Raw genomic sequence first — 15,433 nt, forward strand, 5'->3', positions numbered from 1 at the left:
GCGGCTCGCGGGCCCATGCATAGGGAAGTTGTAACCGCCGGTGAACCCGGCTTTACGCGTGGCTCCCCCGCGCCGGCTCAGCCGGCCGCCGGAGTGAAGATCAGCGCCGCCGAGTTGATGCAATAGCGCAGGCCGCCCTGTTCCGGAGGCCCGTCCGGGAAGACATGGCCGAGGTGCCCGCCGCACTTGCCGCAGCGCACCTCGGTGCGGACCATTCCGTAGCTGGTGTCGCGGTGCTCCTCGATCACCTCCTCGTCGGCGGGCCGGGTGAAGGCGGGCCAGCCGCAGCCGGAATTGTACTTGGCGGTCGAGTAGAACAGCTGGGTCCCGCAGGCGGCGCAGTGGTATTCGCCCTCGTCGTAGAACTTGTCGTATTCGCCGGTGAAGGCGCGCTCCGTGCCGGCCTCGCGCAGGATGTGATACTGCATCGGGGTGAGCTTCTCGCGCCACTCGGCGTCGGTCAGGCTGCGGGGATCGTCGGTCATGGAATGTCCTCTCTGCTCGGCGCCAATATCGGCGCGGCAGGGGCAATTCGCAAGCGTGCGGGCGGGCGTTACCCGTCGAGCAGGGCGTAATGCGGCGGCGGCTTGATGACGTCCATCCGTTCGGTGAGCAGCGGGCGGAAGCTCGGGCGGCTCTTGAACACCGCGTACCAGCCGCGCGACTGTTCGTGCCCGGTCCAGTCGATCCCGCCGAGATAGTCCGCGACCGAGATCTGCGCCGCGGCGGCAAGATCGGCGAGGCTCATCGTCGCGCCCGCCACCCAGGGGCGGTTGTCGATCAGCCAGTCGAGGTAGTCGAGGTGCCCGTGCGCCATCTTCATCGCGTCGCGCAGCGCGCGGCTGTCGGGAGGCTGGCGCAGGATGCGCTTCTTCATCCGCTCGGAGAGCAGCGGGGCGGTGACGTCGGCGTAGAAATTCTCGTCGAACAGCGCGACCAGCCGGCGGATTTCGGCGCGCTGGGTGGCGGTGCCGTTGATCATCGGATTGCGGTCGACCGTCTCCTCGAAATACTCCGCGATCGCGCGGCTGTCGGGGATGGTGATCGCCTTCTCGCGGTTGACGATCACCGGGGTGCGCCCTGCCGGGTTCAGGTTGAAGAACATCTCCGAGGCCGCCCAGGGGTCCTCGCGCACCAGATCGAAGGGGATGTTCTTCTCGCTCAGCAGCAGCCGGATCTTGCGGCTGAACGGGCAGAGCGGGAACTGGTAGAGGTGCCACATGATGCGCCGGTCCATGCCCCATCCGGCGCGGCGAATCCAGCACAGGGGAGGGTGCGGGCGGGGGTTTTTCGCCCCTGATTACAATCCTGCGGCCGATTTCATCAGCTGGCAGGCGGGCATCAGCGCCGCGATGCGCTCCGCGCCGTCGGGCCGGTCGTGATCCTCGACCCCGGCCTCGGCGAGCGCGACCACGTCCTCGCGGGTGAGGCCGGCCTCGTCCATGAGCTTGGCCATGACCCGCACGAAGAACTCGCGCCCGCCGCCCGCCGCGATATCGGGATAGGCGCTCCCGCGTGCATCGCCCACCCGCTGCCAGCGGCTGACCGTGGCGAAGGCAATCGCGCAGCGCGCCGCGGCGGCCTGCTCTATGGGCAGCGCGTCGATGGTCACAGGAGCCCGGGGCGGCGGCGCAGGCTCAGCGGCGGGCGTGTCCTGGAGCGCGAGCGCGGCGAGAAGAAAGGGCGTGAGCATGGCCTCTCCTATGGCCTGCGAGATGAACCTGTGGCTACCGGAAAAGCGCGTTGCCGCAGCAGGTCGTCCGTCCTATGCCCTCGCCACCTTACGCAAGGAGAGGGGAAATCATGTTCAGTCACGTGATGGTGGGCACCAGCGATTTCGATCGCGCCAAGGCTTTCTACGACAGCGTTCTCGCCACGCTCGGCGCGAAGCCCGGGATGATCAACGTCGCCGCCACCGGCCACAAGCGTGCCTTCTGGATGCACAATGGCGGGATGTTCGCGATCAGCGAGCCGATCAACGACCAGCCCGCGACCTGCTCGAACGGCTCGACCATCGGCTTTGCCTGCGACAGCCTCGAGCAGGTGCAGGCCTTCCACGACGCCGCGGTCGCCGCCGGCGGCAAGTCGATCGAGGATCCCCCGGGCCCGCGCGTGGGAGCGATGGGCACGCTCAACCTCGGCTACGTCCTCGACCTCGACGGTCACAAGCTGTGCATGCTGCATAGAGCCTGATGTGTTTGCGCGTTCACTGACGTGAACGGCAGACCCCCCGCCCCACCTCCCCACCCGGCCACCATACCGTAATGGTATTCTTGGTGGCCGGGTGGGGAGGTGGGGCGGGAGGTCTGCGCCGCGCGATAGCGCGGCCGCCAATCAACGACTTAATTCAAACACCGCGAATTCGGCGCGCCAGTTTGCCGCTGGCGCGCCGATCTGTTTCTCATTCGCGAAGAACCACGCCTGCTCGATCCGCGCCCTCTTTATCCGGACGAGGTCGCGGAAATCCTCGACCGTCACATGGTGGATGTTCTGCGTCTCGTACCAGCTCACCGGAAGCGCGCGGGTGACCGGCATCTTCCCCCCGAACATCAGCGCCGCGCGGGTGCGCCAGTGGGCGAAATTGGGGAAGGACACAAAGGCGCGCCGCCCGACCCGCAGCAGCTCGTCGAGGATCAGGTCGGGCCGGGTCGCGGTCTGGAGCGTCTGGCTGAGGATCGCGTAATCGAACGCCTTGTCGGGGTAGTTGGCGAGGTCGACATTGGCATCGCCCTGCACCACCGAGAGCCCCCGCGCGACGCAGCGCTCCACCAGCGCGCCGTCGAGCTCCATGCCGCGCGCATCGCACCCGCTCGCGCTCTCGAGCTCGGCCATCAGCGCCCCGTCCCCGCAGCCGATGTCGAGCACGCGGCTGCCCGGCGCGACATGGGCCGCGATCGCGGCGAGGTCGGGGCGGAGGGTCATGCGTAGACCTGCGGGTCGTGGCGCTCCATCGCGAGCGCGGGGTTGGCGAGCGGCGTCCAGCCGAACTGGGCGTAGAGGCCATGGGCGTCGCGGGTCATCAGCATCCATCGCCTGAGGCCCTGCAATTCCGGATGAGCATGGAGCGCGGCCACCATCGCCTTGGACAGCCCCTGCCCGCGATTGGCGTCGAGCACGTAGACGTCGGCGAGGTAGGCGAAGGTCGCCCTGTCGGTGACCACCCGCGCGAACGCGACCTGCGCGCCAGCATGGCGTACCGCGACGCACAGACTCCCCGCCAGCGCCCGCTGCACGGTCTCGAGGGGGATGCCGCGCGACCAGTAGCTCGTCGTCAGGTAGGCATGCGCCGCCACCGCGTCGATGGCGTCCTGGTCGGTGACGAGCGTGTAGCCTTCGGGAAGCGCGGTCATTCCACGAACCCCTTCACCACCCGGTCGAGCTGGGCGTGTTCGAGGAGGAAGGAGTCGTGCCCGTTCGGCGCGGAGAGTTCAACGAAGCTGACCTTGGCGCCGGCGGCGTTGAGGGCATGAACCACGTGGCGGCTCTCCGCGGTGGGATAGAGCCAGTCGGTGTCGAAGCTGACGATGCAGAAGCGCGCCTCGGTGCCCCGGAAGGCGTCGGCGAGCTTGCCGCCGTGCTCCTCGGCCCCGAACTCCTCGGCTAGGTCGAAATAGTCCATCGCGCGGGTGATGTAGAGATAGGAGTTGGCATCGAACCGCCTGGTGAAGCCGCTGCCCTGATAGCGCAGATAGCTTTCGACCTGGAAATCGGCGTCGAAGCCGAAGCTCTTGGCGTCGCGGTCCTGGAGCCGCCGGCCGAACTTCTCGGTCAGGCCGGCCTCGGAAAGGTAGGTGATGTGCGCCGCCATCCGCGCCACGGCGAGGCCGTTGTCGGGCTTGGCGTCGGCCGCATAGTAGTTGCCCTCGGCCCAGGCGGGATCGGCCATGATCGCCTGCCGTCCGACCTCGTGGAAGGCGATGTTCTGCGCCGAGTGCCGCGCGGTCGAGGCGATCACCAGCACCCGCGCGGCGCGCTCGGGCCAGTTGGCGGCGAGGCTCAGCGCCTGCATCCCGCCCATCGAGCCGCCGACGACGGCGTGGAGCTTCGCGATCCCCAACCCGTCGAGCAGCGCGACGAGGCCCCTCACCATGTCGCGGATGGTGATGACCGGGAAGCGCATCGCGTAGGGCGCGCCGTCGGGGGCGAGGCTCGCGGGGCCGGAGGAGCCCATGCACGAGCCGATGACGTTGGCGCAGATCACGAAGTGGCGGCTGGTGTCGATCGGCTTGCCCGGGCCGACCATCCGCTCCCACCACCCCGGCTTGCCGGTGATCGGATGCGGGCTCGCCAGATACTGGTCGCCGGTCAGCGCATGGCACACCAGCACCGCGTTCGAGGCGTCGGGCGCGAGCGTGCCGTAGGTCTCGTAGGCGATCTCGCACGCCTCGAGCACCTGCCCGCTGTCGAGCGGCAGGGGGCGGGGGATGCGATAGACGGGCGAAAGGATCGACAAGGGTGCGCCTGACAGGGGGACTTTTCGAGGAGCGCCCCCATAACCGTTCGTCCCGAGCTTGTCGAAGGGCTGTTTTTCTATAAGCGGGCTTGCGATGAACGCCAGACCCGAACCCAAGCCCTGGATCGCCGAGATCCACGCCTACGTCCCCGGCAAGTCGAAGTCGGCGAGCGGGCGGCCGCTGGTGAAACTCTCGGCCAACGAGAACCCGCTCGGCTCGAGCCCGGCGGCGCTGGCGGCGCTTGCCGAGGCGCACGTCGCGGCCGACTATCCCGATCCCGACGCGCGCGCGCTGCGGGAGAAGATCGCCGAGGTGCACGGGCTCGACCCCGACCGGATCGTGTGCGGCACCGGCTCGGGCGAGCTGCTGCACTGCGCGGTGCAGGCGCTCGCCGGGCCGGGGGACGAGGTGCTCGCCTCGCGCTATTCCTTCTCGCTCTACCCGCTGCTCGCGCAGAAAGTGGGCGCGACGCCGGTGCTCGCCGAGCCCGAGGGCTACGGCGCGAGCGTCGACAACCTCCTCGCCGCCGTCACCGCGCGGACCCGGGTGGTGCTGCTCGACAACCCGAACAATCCGGTCGGCACCTTCCTGCCGCTCTCCGAGGTGGCGCGGCTCCACGCGGGGCTGCCCGCCGACGTGCTGCTGGTGGTCGACGAGGCCTATGGCGAATATGTCGATCCCGCCCACCAGCGCGCCGCTTTCGACCTTGCCGCGGCGCACGAGAACGTGCTGGTCAGCCGCACTTTCTCAAAGGCTTACGGCCTTGCCGCCGAGCGGGTCGGCTGGGTGACGGGGGCGCCGCACCTCGTCGATCTCGTCAACCGACTCAGGGGCGCGTTCAACGTCTCGGTGAGCGGGCAGAAGGCGGCGCTGGCGGCGCTCGGGGACCAAGCCTTCGTCGCCGCCGCCCGCGAGCACAACGCCCGCGAGCGCGCCCGGCTGGCCGAGGCGATCGCGGGGCTCGGCAATCACGGCATCTCGGCCTCCCCGAGCGAGGCGAACTTCCTGCTTGTGCACTTCGAGGGCGCGGTCACGGCCGGCCAGGCCCTCGAGGCGCTCTCCGACGCGGGCTACGCGGTCAGGCACCTGCCCTCGCAGGGGTTGCCCAACAGCCTTCGCATCACCATCGGCCGGACCGAGGACATGACCCGGGTGATCGCCACCCTTCGCGCGCTGTGCGGGGAGGCGGCATGAGCATTCGCTCGGTCGCGATCATCGGGCTCGGGCTGCTCGGCGGGTCGATCGGGCTGGCGGTCCAGGCGCGCGCGCCGGACATCGCCACGAAGGGCTGGGACCGCGACCCCTCGGTGCGCGAGCGGGCCGCCGCGCGCGGGCTGATGGGCCACGTGTATGACACGCCCGAGGACGCCGTCGCTGAGGCCGACCTCGTCATACTCTGCGTCCCTGTCGGCGCGATGGGCGATGCGGCCCGCGCAATCGCGCCGGGGCTCGCACCCCACGCGATCGTCAGCGATGTCGGCTCCTCCAAGGCCGCGGTCGCCGAGGCGCTGGCCGCCGCGCTCCCCGGGGTCACCGTCATCCCCGCCCACCCGGTCGCGGGGACCGAGCAGTCCGGGCCCGAGGCGGGCTTCGCCTCGCTCTTCGCCGGGCGCTGGTGCATCATCACCCCGCCCGAGGGTGTCGACAGCCAAGCCCTTGAAGCGCTGAGCGATTTCTGGACGCAGCTCGGCTCCAAGGTCGAGATCATGGACGCCGCGCACCACGACCTCGTGCTCGCCGTCACCAGCCACATCCCGCACCTCATCGCCTACACCATCGTCGGCACCGCGAGCGATCTCGAGGACGTCACCCAGAGCGAGGTCATCAAGTATTCCGCGGGCGGTTTCAGGGACTTCACCCGCATCGCCGCCTCGGACCCGGTGATGTGGCGCGACGTGTTCCTGACCAACAGGCAAGCCGTGCTCGAGATGCTCGGGCGCTTCACCGAGGACCTGACCGCGCTCCAGCGGGCGATCCGTTCGGGGGACGGGGACACTTTGTTCGACCTCTTCACCCGCACCCGCGCGATCCGCCGGGCGGTGATCGAGCAGGGCCAGGACGACGAACGCCCGGACTTCGGACGCGGCCATGGCGAGTGACGATGTTTCACGTGAAACATCGCGAAACCCGGGGGTCTGGCGGGGGTCTGGTGGGGGTGTGAAGGGGGTCCAGCCGAGGGTAGCGGGGGCCTGACCGCACTTTCGGGCCGGCTGAACGGACCCTGCGATTCACCCCGCCGCGTTCAGCACATTGATCGCCGCGTGGACCCGCGCCTCGACCTCCTCGCGCGGCAGGCCCGCGGGGATCATCTCGCCGACCCGGTAGGTGATCCGCCCGGGCCGCTTCACCACCCGGTGATAGAGCCGCCCGCTGTCGACCGCGATCGGCACCACCGGCAGGCGCAGCAGCTTGTAGAGCCCGGCGAACCCGGCCTGGAGCGGCGGCTGCGTGCCGTGGGGAACGCGCGTGCCCTCGGGGAAGATCACCAAGGGGCGGCCCGCCTCGACCCGCTCCTTCGCGGTCGCGATCATCATGCGCAAGGTCTTCGCCCCCTCCTCGCGCGCCACCGGGATCAGGCCGTAGACGAGCGCCGAATAGCCCCAGCCGGGGATGCGGAACAGCTCCTGCTTGGCGAAGACCGCCGGGTAGGCGAACAGCCGCGGGGTGTCGATCGCCTCGAAGAAGGCCTCGTGCTTGACCGCGATCAGCACCGGGCCGGCCGGCAGCTCGCCCTCGAGCACCACCTCGATCCCGAGCACGTGGCGCACGCACCACAGGTGCCAGCCGCCCCATGTCGCCACCACCGGCGCCAGCCAGCGCTTCTGCGCGATCACGGCGATCACCGAGGCGCTCACCAGCAGCGCGCTGCCGCCATAGAACAGCACGTAGAAGGCAAGGCTCCGCAAGGCGGCGAGGAGCCAGCTCACAGGTCGATCAGCCCGGCCGCGCGGCTCGCGATCAGCTTGTGATATTCGAGGAACAGGGTCCGCAAATTGGGCTGCGAGCGCACCGCGTCGCGGATCACCGTGACGTGACCGGGCAGCGTCCGGTCGAGCTCGCCCGCGGCGCGGCGCATATGCCAGTCGGTCGTCACCAGCCGCAGCGAGCGGACCTCGTTCTGCGCCACCCACTTGGCGGTCTCGGCGGCGTTGGAGCGGGTGTCGACCGCCGCGTAGCCCAAGGTGATGCAGCACGCCATCTCGCGCGGGGCTACGCCGAACTCGGCGGCGAATTCCTGCGGGCGCACCTCGGGATCGACGCCGCTCACCAGCATCTTCTTGGCCTTGCCCTCCGCCAGCACCGCGAGCCCGCGGGCGATCCGCCCCGGCCCGCCGGTCGGCACGATCACCGCGTCGGTCGTCACCCCCTCCTCGGCCGGGCGCGGCAGGGCGACGACGAACCACAGGAAGCCGATCGCCCAGACGAGGAACAACAGGGAAAGGGCACGCCGGAACATCGTTGTGCCCCTAGAGCATGTCCTTGAGGGCAAGCGCAATGGTGATGCGCGCGGTGGCGAGCGCGAGCAGCACCCCGGCGAGCGGGATGCAGGCGATCGCCAGCCAGTCGCCGAGCAGCAGCCCGCCGCCGCTCACCATCCCGCTGTCGAGCGCGGCGAACTGCCGGCCGAGCAGCCACACCGCCCCCGCGCCCGCCAGCCCGCCGAGCACTGCGCCGAAGGCCGCCTCGCGCACCACGTCGCGCAGGAACACCGCGGCGATCTGGCGCTGGCTCGCGCCCAAGAGGTGCATGATCTCGACCGTGTCGCGCGCCGCGGCGAAGGCGTTGCGCACCGCGAGCCACACCGCCGCCGCGGTGGCGAGCGCGACGAGCGCGATCAGCCCGAAGGCGAGATATTCGAGCGCCGCGAGCGCGTCCTCGACCGGGCCCAGCCATGTCCCCTGCGCATCGACCCGCGCGCCGGGAACCTCGGCGGCGAGCGCCTGTTCGATCCGCGCGACCTCGCCCGGGGTGGCGGGGCGGGTCAGCTCGACGTCGATCAGCGCGGGGATCGGCACGTCGCCGCTCGCCGCCCCCTCGCCGAGCCAGGGTTCGAGCATCGCGGTGAGCTCGGCCTCGGGTACCAGCCGCACCGCCTGCACCCCCTCGAGCCCGGTGAGGAGGCGCGCGGCGGCGGCACCGCGCGCGGGGCGCAGGTCGGGGTTGGGCTCGATCACCTGCACGCTGATCGCGCGCGACAGCCCGGCATTGGCGCTCGCCGCGAGATTGCCGAGCGCAAGGCCCCCGGCCGCCGCGATCACCACCAGCGCGATCAGGATCGCGATCACCCAGGGGATCGGCCCGGTCAGCCGGGTCGGCGGCAGCAGCCGCGCCGCCGCCCGGCCGCGGGGCCGTTCGGGCGCGCGCGCGGCCTCGTCGCTGTCCGGCTCGGCGGGAAGCGGGGGAAGCGTGCTCATGCAGCGCTTCCCCCGCTCCCGCCCGGCCCCGAGGGGCGCGGCGGGTAGCGCAGCGCGCCGGTCGGATCGGAGAGCTGGCCCTTGTGGAGCCGCATGATGAGGCTGTCGGGCACCTTCTTCAAAAGGTGGACGTCGTGGGTCGCGACCACCACCGTCGTGCCGACGCGGTTGTTCAGCGCCTCGAACAGGCGCAGCAGCTTCAGCGCCATGTCCGGGTCGACGTTGCCGGTCGGCTCGTCGGCGATCAGCATCTTGGGCCGGGCGATCACCGCGCGCGCGATCGCGACGCGCTGCTGCTCGCCGCCCGAGAGCGTCTGCGGGACGGCATGGGCGCGGTGGGCGAGCCCCACCCAGTCGAGCATGTCGCCGACCGCCTTCACCACCTTCCTCTCCTCGGTCCCCGCGAGCCGCAGCGGCAGCGCGACATTGTCGAAGGCGGTGAGGTAGGGGACGAGGCGGAAGTTCTGGAACACCACGCCGAGCCGGCGCCGCAGCTCGGGCAGGCGGCTCTGCGGCATGGTGACGAGATCGTGCCCGAACATCCGGATCGCCCCGCGCGAGGGGGCCTGCGCGAGGTAGAGCATCTTCAGAAGGCTGGTCTTGCCCGCCCCGCTCGCGCCGGTGAGGAAGTAGAAGCTGCCCGGGTAGAGCGTGAAGGAGAGGTTGCTCAGCACCTCGGGGTCGGTGCCGTAGCGCAGCCCGACGTTGTCGAATTTGACGTGGCCTTCGAGGGAAGCGCTCATCGCTTGCGCACCTAACAGGGGGCCGGGCGGCGGGGAAGCCGCAGAACGCGCGAAGTTGCGCCGCGACCGGCGGTTTTGGGCTGCGCAATGTGGAAAACGCGTCACAAATCGGACGCCCGGCGGCCCGCGCTCTTGTGCGCGGGAGAGCGAAGACTATCACCTGATGTGCAATGATCATCGCCTGCCCAGCCTGTGGCACCCGTTACGCCGTGCCCGATGCCGCGATCGGCAACGAGGGGCGCACCGTGCGCTGCGCCAAGTGCAAGCACAGCTGGTTCCAGGAGCCGGGCGAGCTCGAACTGACCACCCCGGCCCCCGCGCCCGAGGCAGCGCCGCCGCCGCCGCCGCCTCCGGTTCGCACGCCGACGCCTCCGCCCGCGGCCGCTCCGACGCCGCGGCCCGCCGCCGAGCCGCCTGCCGCGGCGCCCTCGGTGAGCCACTGGCGCACCCCCGAACCGGAGCCCCGGCCCGAGCCTGCGCCGCCCTCCGCCGAGCCGCGCAACTACGGCGAGGACGACGCCCCGCTCGCCGCGCGCGCGCTGCGCCGCGGTCTCGGCGTGCCGGGCGAGGCCGGCGCGCCTCCGCCGCCTCCGCCTCCTCCGCCGCCCCCTCCCCCGCCGCCCCCGGTGTTCGACGACCCGCCGGCCGCCTTTCCGGACGCGCCGCTCGCCGGGGACGGCGCGGGCTATGCCGAGGACGAGGGCGACTTCGACGAGGACGGCGGCTCGCAGTTCGATTACCGCGCGCCCTTCACCCGCCCGCGCAACACCCTGCGGCTGTGGTGGATCGCGGTAGTGCTCTTCGCCGCGCTCGCCGGGGCGGGGGTCTTCGCGATCAACCAGTACGGCCCGCCCGACTGGCTGCCGATCCAGCGCCCGACCTTCGGGGTCGGCCAGCCCGGGCTCACGCTCGACTTCCCCAAGGCGCAGATGGGCAAGGAATCGCTCGAGAACGGCGAGGAGATCTTCCGCGTGCGCGGCACCATCACCAACACCGCGAGCGAGAGCCTCGACGTGCCCGATCTGCTCGTGGTGTTCAGCGACCGGCGCGAGCGCAATGTCGGCGACTGGGTGGTGCGCCCCGCCAAGCGCCGCCTCGCGCCGGGCGAGACCGTGACGGTGACCGAGGCGATCGCCAACATTCCGCCCGGCGCAGCGGAGGCCGCGCTCGGCTGGGCGCCGCGCTAGGCTCCCTTTTCGGCCTCTTTCCCGGAGGCGGCGTTTAAGCCCTTGCGCAGGTCCCGGCCCCTTGCTAGGGGCGCGCTCCTACCGCGGGGCCGCCTTTCTGGCAGCCCCGGCAAACCCCGAGTGCGGTCGTGGCGGAACTGGTAGACGCGCAACGTTGAGGTCGTTGTGGGCGAAAGCCCGTGGAAGTTCGAGTCTTCTCGACCGCACCAATCTTACTCCGAGGAAATCGCGATTTCTCGCCTTCGGGCGCGCCGGCCTTCGCGAGCGGCGTGGCCGCTGCGGGATTCCGCTGTCCGCTGCCGCCTCGGGCCGGATCAGATGAAGCCGAGGCTCCCGTCCGCCCGCGCGATGCCGACGCGGTTGACGATGAAGGGGCGGTAGGCGCGGCTGGCGATTGTGTCGACCGCGACGAAACTCGCCGTCGCCGCCTCGCGCGCCATGTCGAGGCGGACATAGCCCTGGTGCATGTTGTCGGTCCACGCGACCTCGCGGACGTGCTCGGCGAAGGCCGTGTCGAGCGCGCGTGACAGCGCCTCGCCGAAGCCGCTGTCGACGAAGTCGCCGGGCGAGGTGATCCCGGCGGTGCCGAGCTCGACCCCGACCGGGCGGCCCGCGGCGTCCTTGAGGCTGTTGGCCCAGAAACTGTGGCTGTCGCCGGTGAGGAACACGAGGTCCGCCGCCCCCGCCTCCCGCGCGAGGTCGTAGAGGCGTTCGCGCGCCCAGGGGTAGCCGTCCCAGGTGTCGGGGTAGAAGGGCAGGCCCGCGCGCCCCTTGGCGGCGAGCTGGCGCGCATTCTCGAGCGCCGCGCCGGTGAAGGGCGCGCCGGGCGCGTCGGGATCGGGGAGGACGCCGAGCGCCACGAGGTCGGGCACGTCGGTGCGCGCGATCGGGATGGCGTTGCCGATCAGCCGCCACGGCTGCCCGGCCGCGACCGATGCAGCGAGGCTGCGCGAAAGGTCCGCCTCGCATTCCGCCGAGATCATCCGCCGGCCGGGCGCGCCCAGCACGTCGCGGCGAAAGGCCGCGACTGCCGCAGCGTCGCCCGCTTTGCCCAGAATCGGCGCGTAGTCGATCTGCTCGGCGCGCGCGGTGTGGCGGGTCTCGAGCGTCGCGAGGGTCGCGAGGTCGCCGAAGCTGTAGCTGCGCCAGAACTCGATCCGGGTGGCGCCGGGGCGGGCGAGCCATTCGGGTTCGCGGACCGGCATCCACTCGTAATAGGCGCGGATCGAGGCGTCGCGGCGGGCCTGCCAACCGCCTTCCGTGGCGCTCTGGTGGTTCTGCGCGCCGCCGGTCCAGGGGTTGTTGGCGCTCTCGTGATCGTCCCAGCAGGCGAGGAAGGTGTGCGCGGCGTGCATCGCCTGCGCGCCGGCGTCGGTCTTGTATTGCGCGTGGCGGCGGCGGTAGTCGGCGAGGCTGACGATCTCGCGGGGCGGATCGTGCCGCCGCCCGAGCCCGCGCGCGGTCGCGTCGCCCCACTCGTCGTGCCCGTATTCGTAGATGTAGTCGCCGGTGTGGAGGACGAAATCGACCGCCGGGTCATGGGCGATCGCGTCGTAGGCGTTGAAGTGGCCGAAGGCGAAGTTCGAGCACGAGGCGAGGGCGATGCCGAGCCGGTCGAGCCGCCCGGTCGGCAGGGTGCGCGCGCGGCCGACGGGGGAGACCGCGCTGCCGAGGCGGAAGCGGTAGTGATAGGTTTCGCCCGCAGCGAGCCCGGTGGCGAGCCACTTGACGGTGTGATCGCGCTCCGGGCCCGTCGCGAGTTCGGCGCGGGCGGCGATCTCGGCGAAGTGCGGGTCGCGGGCGATCTCCGCGGTCACCCGCGCCTCGCCCGAAGTGGTGACCCGGGTCCACAGCACGAGGCTCTCCGCATCGGGATCGCCGCTCGCGACGCCGTGGTGGAACGGGCCGTCCTGCGGGACATCGGCAGCGGTCGCGGGCAGGGTCAGGACGGCGCTCCCCGCGGCAAGCGTGCCGAGCGTGGTGCGGCGCGAGACGGGCCTGTCGAGGGGGTTGCGGATCACGGCTGGGGCCTCGTCGCGAAAGCAGGAGGGCCGGCCCGGCAGGACGCGCCTGCCGGGCCGGCCTCGCGGGCTCAGAAGCCCTTGCGCAGGGTCACGAAGAACTGCTGCGGCGCGCCCGCGAGCAGGGTCTGGTTGTCGCCCGAGAAGCCGAAGCCGTTCGAGCCGATCGTGCCGACATATTCCTCGTCGAAGAGGTTGGTGACGGTCCCCTCGATGGCCAGCCCGTCGAGGAAGCGGTTGTCGCTCTTGAGGCGGAAGCCGATCAGCGCGTCGACGAGCACGCGGCCCTCGACCGAGCGGTCGTTCGAATAGGTGAAGAACCGCTCGGAGGTGTAGTTGCCGTTGGCCCGCGCGTAGAACTGGCCGTCGTCATAGGCGAGTTCGAGGTTGGCGATGCTCTCGGGGCTGTCGACCACGGTCTTGCCCTTGGTGCGCTGCACCACGGTGCCCGACTGGTTGATCACGTCGTCGCGGTAGGTGTTGTCGTTGTAGGCGTAGCTCGCGGTGACGGTGAAGGCCGACACCGGCTGCCACTGCACCCCGATCTCCGCACCCACCGAGCGCACGTCGCCGACGTTCGAGAGCAGCGCGGCGTTGCCGACGATGCCCGGGCCCTGCGGGATGGCGAGCAGGCGGTTCGAGAAATTGACGAGGTAGGCAGCGATCACGCCCGAGAACTGACCCTCGCCGAAGCGGAAGCCGCCTTCGAAGGTGTCGGTCTTTTCCGGCTCGATCCGGTCACGCAGCGCGGCGAAGCCCGCGGCCGAGGTCGCGAAGGGACCGGTGGTCGCAGCGGCGGTGAAGGCGCGCTGGTTCTGGGTGAAGCTCGCGAAGAGCTCAGCTCCGCCGGCGAGCTTGTAGAGCACGCCGACCTGCGGGAGGAACAGATCCTCCGACTTGATCTCCCCGAGCGCGAGCGGGCCCGGGGTGGGGTTGATCGGGGTGGCCTCGAGCTTCACCGACTGGCCCTTGAACCCGGCGGTGACGGTGAAGGCGTCCGAAATCTCCCACTGGTCCTGCACCGCATACTGGAAGGTCTTGGTGTTGTAGGCGTTGTTCCACTGGGTGAAGAACGGGTTCGACTGGTAGTCGAGCGCGCTGCGTCCCGGCACGGTCAGGCTGGAGCCCATGTCGTAGAAGCGGCGCGCCTGCTCGAAGTCGTTGTTCTCGTACCACAGGTCGAGCCGCAGCGTGTGCGCGCCCAGTTCGGCCTCGAGGTTGCCGAGCACGCCGAGGCGCTCGATCTCGTATTCGGTGGTGCGGAAGCTGATCGGCAGGCCGCCGCTCGGGCTGGCGACATAGGGCGTGATCCACGAGCCCTGGCCCTTGTTGGTGTGGTAGTAGACCTGGAGGCCCGCGCTCACCGCCTCGCCGAACTGCTGGTCGATCCGCCCGCTCGCGAGCCAGTCGCGGCGCAGGCCGGCGGCGTCGAAATAGGCATCGTCGACCGAGGTGATCGGCGCGGGCCAGGCGGTTCCGAAGGTGTTGGGACCGACCACGACGCCGGTGCCGCCCGACAACCCGGCGGCGCTCCGGTTCGCGCCGATGAAGGCGAGACGCACCGCCAGCGGCCAGTCGTTCGAGATGTTGTCCCAGTCATAGCCCAGCCGGTTGATCATCTCGAGGCTGAGGTCCTGGTAGTCGCTCTCCTTGCGGTCGGAGAAGTTGACGAAGGCGGTGAAGGTGGTGGAGGGGCTCAGGTCCGCGACCAGCTTGGCGTTGACCTGGGTCGAGCGCTGGGTGCCGAAGCCCTTCCACTTGTCGGCGTCGATATGCGCGGCGCTGATATAGGCCTTGAGCCCGCCGAGATCGCCGGTGTCGAGCGCGCCGAAGACGCGGAAGGTGTTGCTGTCGCCGTAGGTCGCGTTGCCGGCGATGCCGAGCTCGTCCTGCGGATCGCGGCTGAAGAACTCGATCGTCCCGCCGAGGTTCGAGGTCGAGGCGGTGCCGAGCGCGCCCGCACCCTGGCTCACGCGGGTCTCGCCGATGTTGTCGGCGATGATCGCGCGGCTGATGTGGAGGCCGTTGGTGTTGCCGTAGCTCATGTCGCCGAGCGGCACGCCGTCGAGCGTGAAGCCCAGCTGGTTCTGGTTGAAGCCGCGCAGGGTGATGCGGGTCGACCATTCATAGGTGCCGAAGGGGTCGGCCGACTGGAAGTTGACGCCGGGCAGCTTGCGCAGCGCGATAAAGGGGCTCGAGCCGGCGGTGGTGAGCGCGATGTCGGCGGCGCCGATCTCGGTCACCTGGCGCACTTCGCCCTTGCCGTAGACCATGATCTCGCCGCCGTCGGTCGTCTCGGCGGTCTCGGCATCGGCGGCCGCGGCGACGGCGGTCGTCTCGGCGGTTTCGGCCTCGGCGGCGAAGGCCTGCGCGGGGATCGCGAGGCCGATGATCGCGGCACTGGAGAGGAAAGCGTGACGCAGGATCGAGGATTTCATTGTGCTGTGCCCCTGGCTTGGTTGTGGTTGCCGCGGCAGCGCCTAGTCCCGCGATGTTGCGGTTCGGTGAGATTTCGGTTGCACCTCGGCGACGCGCGCATGACGATTTCAGGACGTTGCGCCGGCGACACAAACCCCCGCGATCCTGATCTGGGATAATGTGGCAGGGCAGGGA

Annotated in this window: 16 protein-coding genes and 1 tRNA gene; 5 read left to right on the forward strand and 12 right to left on the reverse strand. The window is 70.5% G+C overall.

The features are described from left to right. Positions 1-77 precede the first annotated feature (77 nt). The 3 genes from msrB to ACLBKU_RS04040 all read right to left on the reverse strand — a co-directional run bounded on the left by msrB (position 78) and on the right by ACLBKU_RS04040 (position 1,693). A complete protein-coding gene (gene msrB, locus ACLBKU_RS04030; protein ID WP_410178244.1) occupies positions 78-485 on the reverse strand; it encodes a peptide-methionine (R)-S-oxide reductase MsrB in 408 nt (135 codons plus the stop codon). 68 nt (positions 486-553) lie between these two features. Next, positions 554-1,222, reverse strand: coding sequence for a glutathione S-transferase family protein (locus ACLBKU_RS04035; protein ID WP_410178992.1), 669 nt, complete (start codon positions 1,220-1,222; stop codon positions 554-556). 78 nt (positions 1,223-1,300) lie between these two features. Further along, entirely contained in the window at positions 1,301-1,693 is a 393-nt protein-coding gene (locus ACLBKU_RS04040) for a hypothetical protein (protein WP_410178245.1), read from the reverse strand. 110 nt (positions 1,694-1,803) lie between these two features. On the opposite strand from ACLBKU_RS04040, the gene ACLBKU_RS04045 reads away from it, so the two are divergent. Continuing rightward, positions 1,804-2,193, forward strand: a complete 390-nt coding sequence (locus tag ACLBKU_RS04045) for a VOC family protein (protein ID WP_410178246.1) — start codon at positions 1,804-1,806, stop codon at positions 2,191-2,193. 141 nt (positions 2,194-2,334) lie between these two features. On the opposite strand, the gene metW is transcribed toward ACLBKU_RS04045, so the two are convergent. Genes metW through ACLBKU_RS04060 form a run of 3 tightly spaced genes read right to left on the reverse strand, consistent with a single transcriptional unit; the run spans position 2,335 to position 4,453 of the window. Beyond that, positions 2,335-2,922 (reverse strand): methionine biosynthesis protein MetW, encoded by a 588-nt coding sequence (gene metW / locus ACLBKU_RS04050; protein ID WP_410178247.1) that lies wholly within the window; start codon positions 2,920-2,922, stop codon positions 2,335-2,337. Beyond that, positions 2,919-3,350, reverse strand: coding sequence for a GNAT family N-acetyltransferase (locus ACLBKU_RS04055; RefSeq protein WP_410178248.1), 432 nt, complete (start codon positions 3,348-3,350; stop codon positions 2,919-2,921). Before ACLBKU_RS04055 ends, metW begins: the two co-directional genes overlap by 4 nt. Continuing rightward, positions 3,347-4,453: a homoserine O-acetyltransferase gene (locus ACLBKU_RS04060; RefSeq protein ID WP_410178249.1), complete on the reverse strand. Its 1,107-nt coding sequence runs from the start codon at positions 4,451-4,453 to the stop codon at positions 3,347-3,349. The genes ACLBKU_RS04055 and ACLBKU_RS04060 overlap by 4 nt, the downstream gene beginning before the upstream one ends. A 94-nt stretch (positions 4,454-4,547) precedes the next feature. Between ACLBKU_RS04060 and ACLBKU_RS04065 the strand changes: the two genes are divergently transcribed. Both ACLBKU_RS04065 and ACLBKU_RS04070 read left to right on the forward strand, forming a co-directional pair. Beyond that, positions 4,548-5,648: a pyridoxal phosphate-dependent aminotransferase gene (locus tag ACLBKU_RS04065; protein ID WP_410178250.1), complete on the forward strand. Its 1,101-nt coding sequence runs from the start codon at positions 4,548-4,550 to the stop codon at positions 5,646-5,648. Further along, entirely contained in the window at positions 5,645-6,553 is a 909-nt protein-coding gene (locus ACLBKU_RS04070; RefSeq protein ID WP_410178251.1) for a prephenate/arogenate dehydrogenase family protein, read from the forward strand. The genes ACLBKU_RS04065 and ACLBKU_RS04070 overlap by 4 nt, the downstream gene beginning before the upstream one ends. A 129-nt stretch (positions 6,554-6,682) precedes the next feature. Here the strand turns inward: ACLBKU_RS04070 and ACLBKU_RS04075 are convergent, their stop codons facing one another. Genes ACLBKU_RS04075 through ftsE form a run of 4 tightly spaced genes read right to left on the reverse strand, consistent with a single transcriptional unit; the run spans position 6,683 to position 9,612 of the window. Further along, positions 6,683-7,381 carry a lysophospholipid acyltransferase family protein gene (locus ACLBKU_RS04075; protein ID WP_410178252.1) on the reverse strand — a complete coding sequence of 233 codons (699 nt, stop codon included), beginning with the start codon at positions 7,379-7,381 and terminating at the stop codon, positions 6,683-6,685. Continuing rightward, positions 7,378-7,911, reverse strand: a complete 534-nt coding sequence (locus ACLBKU_RS04080; protein ID WP_410178253.1) for a YdcF family protein — start codon at positions 7,909-7,911, stop codon at positions 7,378-7,380. The genes ACLBKU_RS04075 and ACLBKU_RS04080 overlap by 4 nt, the downstream gene beginning before the upstream one ends. Positions 7,912-7,921: 10 nt before the next feature. Next, entirely contained in the window at positions 7,922-8,869 is a 948-nt protein-coding gene (locus tag ACLBKU_RS04085; protein ID WP_410178254.1) for a cell division protein FtsX, read from the reverse strand. Continuing rightward, the gene (ftsE, locus tag ACLBKU_RS04090; protein ID WP_410178255.1) at positions 8,866-9,612 is read right to left on the reverse strand and encodes a cell division ATP-binding protein FtsE; all 747 of its coding nucleotides are present in this window, start codon (positions 9,610-9,612) and stop codon (positions 8,866-8,868) included. Before ftsE ends, ACLBKU_RS04085 begins: the two co-directional genes overlap by 4 nt. Before the next feature lie 170 nt (positions 9,613-9,782). Here ftsE and ACLBKU_RS04095 point away from each other — a divergent pair, with 170 nt between their 5' ends. Together ACLBKU_RS04095 and ACLBKU_RS04100 are read left to right on the forward strand one after the other, a co-directional pair. After that, a complete protein-coding gene (locus ACLBKU_RS04095) occupies positions 9,783-10,799 on the forward strand; it encodes a zinc-ribbon domain-containing protein (RefSeq protein WP_410178256.1) in 1,017 nt (338 codons plus the stop codon). Positions 10,800-10,921: 122 nt separating this feature from the next. Continuing rightward, positions 10,922-11,008: transfer RNA gene (locus tag ACLBKU_RS04100), tRNA-Leu, on the forward strand. A 105-nt stretch (positions 11,009-11,113) separates the two neighbouring features. On the opposite strand, the gene ACLBKU_RS04105 is transcribed toward ACLBKU_RS04100, so the two are convergent. Both ACLBKU_RS04105 and ACLBKU_RS04110 read right to left on the reverse strand, forming a co-directional pair. Next, entirely contained in the window at positions 11,114-12,820 is a 1,707-nt protein-coding gene (locus ACLBKU_RS04105; RefSeq protein WP_410178257.1) for an alkaline phosphatase D family protein, read from the reverse strand. A gap of 71 nt (positions 12,821-12,891) precedes the next feature. Next, positions 12,892-15,258, reverse strand: coding sequence for a TonB-dependent receptor (locus tag ACLBKU_RS04110; RefSeq protein WP_410178258.1), 2,367 nt, complete (start codon positions 15,256-15,258; stop codon positions 12,892-12,894). Positions 15,259-15,433: the final 175 nt, after the last annotated feature.

This window comes from Erythrobacter sp. NE805 (genome assembly GCF_046452355.1).
Classification (GTDB): domain Bacteria; phylum Pseudomonadota; class Alphaproteobacteria; order Sphingomonadales; family Sphingomonadaceae; genus Erythrobacter.

What these genes read in the sequence shown, in the direction of transcription:
- msrB (WP_410178244.1), bottom strand. Translation starts at nt 485, where the DNA reads ATGACCGACGATCCCCGCAGCCTGACCGACGCCGAGTGGCGCGAGAAG.
- ACLBKU_RS04035 (WP_410178992.1), bottom strand. Translation starts at nt 1,222, where the DNA reads ATGTGGCACCTCTACCAGTTCCCGCTCTGCCCGTTCAGCCGCAAGATC.
- ACLBKU_RS04040 (WP_410178245.1), bottom strand. Translation starts at nt 1,693, where the DNA reads ATGCTCACGCCCTTTCTTCTCGCCGCGCTCGCGCTCCAGGACACGCCC.
- ACLBKU_RS04045 (WP_410178246.1), top strand. Translation starts at nt 1,804, where the DNA reads ATGTTCAGTCACGTGATGGTGGGCACCAGCGATTTCGATCGCGCCAAG.
- metW (WP_410178247.1), bottom strand. Translation starts at nt 2,922, where the DNA reads ATGACCCTCCGCCCCGACCTCGCCGCGATCGCGGCCCATGTCGCGCCG.
- ACLBKU_RS04055 (WP_410178248.1), bottom strand. Translation starts at nt 3,350, where the DNA reads ATGACCGCGCTTCCCGAAGGCTACACGCTCGTCACCGACCAGGACGCC.
- ACLBKU_RS04065 (WP_410178250.1), top strand. Translation starts at nt 4,548, where the DNA reads ATGAACGCCAGACCCGAACCCAAGCCCTGGATCGCCGAGATCCACGCC.
- ACLBKU_RS04070 (WP_410178251.1), top strand. Translation starts at nt 5,645, where the DNA reads ATGAGCATTCGCTCGGTCGCGATCATCGGGCTCGGGCTGCTCGGCGGG.
- ACLBKU_RS04080 (WP_410178253.1), bottom strand. Translation starts at nt 7,911, where the DNA reads ATGTTCCGGCGTGCCCTTTCCCTGTTGTTCCTCGTCTGGGCGATCGGC.
- ACLBKU_RS04085 (WP_410178254.1), bottom strand. Translation starts at nt 8,869, where the DNA reads ATGAGCACGCTTCCCCCGCTTCCCGCCGAGCCGGACAGCGACGAGGCC.
- ftsE (WP_410178255.1), bottom strand. Translation starts at nt 9,612, where the DNA reads ATGAGCGCTTCCCTCGAAGGCCACGTCAAATTCGACAACGTCGGGCTG.
- ACLBKU_RS04095 (WP_410178256.1), top strand. Translation starts at nt 9,783, where the DNA reads ATGATCATCGCCTGCCCAGCCTGTGGCACCCGTTACGCCGTGCCCGAT.
- ACLBKU_RS04110 (WP_410178258.1), bottom strand. Translation starts at nt 15,258, where the DNA reads ATGAAATCCTCGATCCTGCGTCACGCTTTCCTCTCCAGTGCCGCGATC.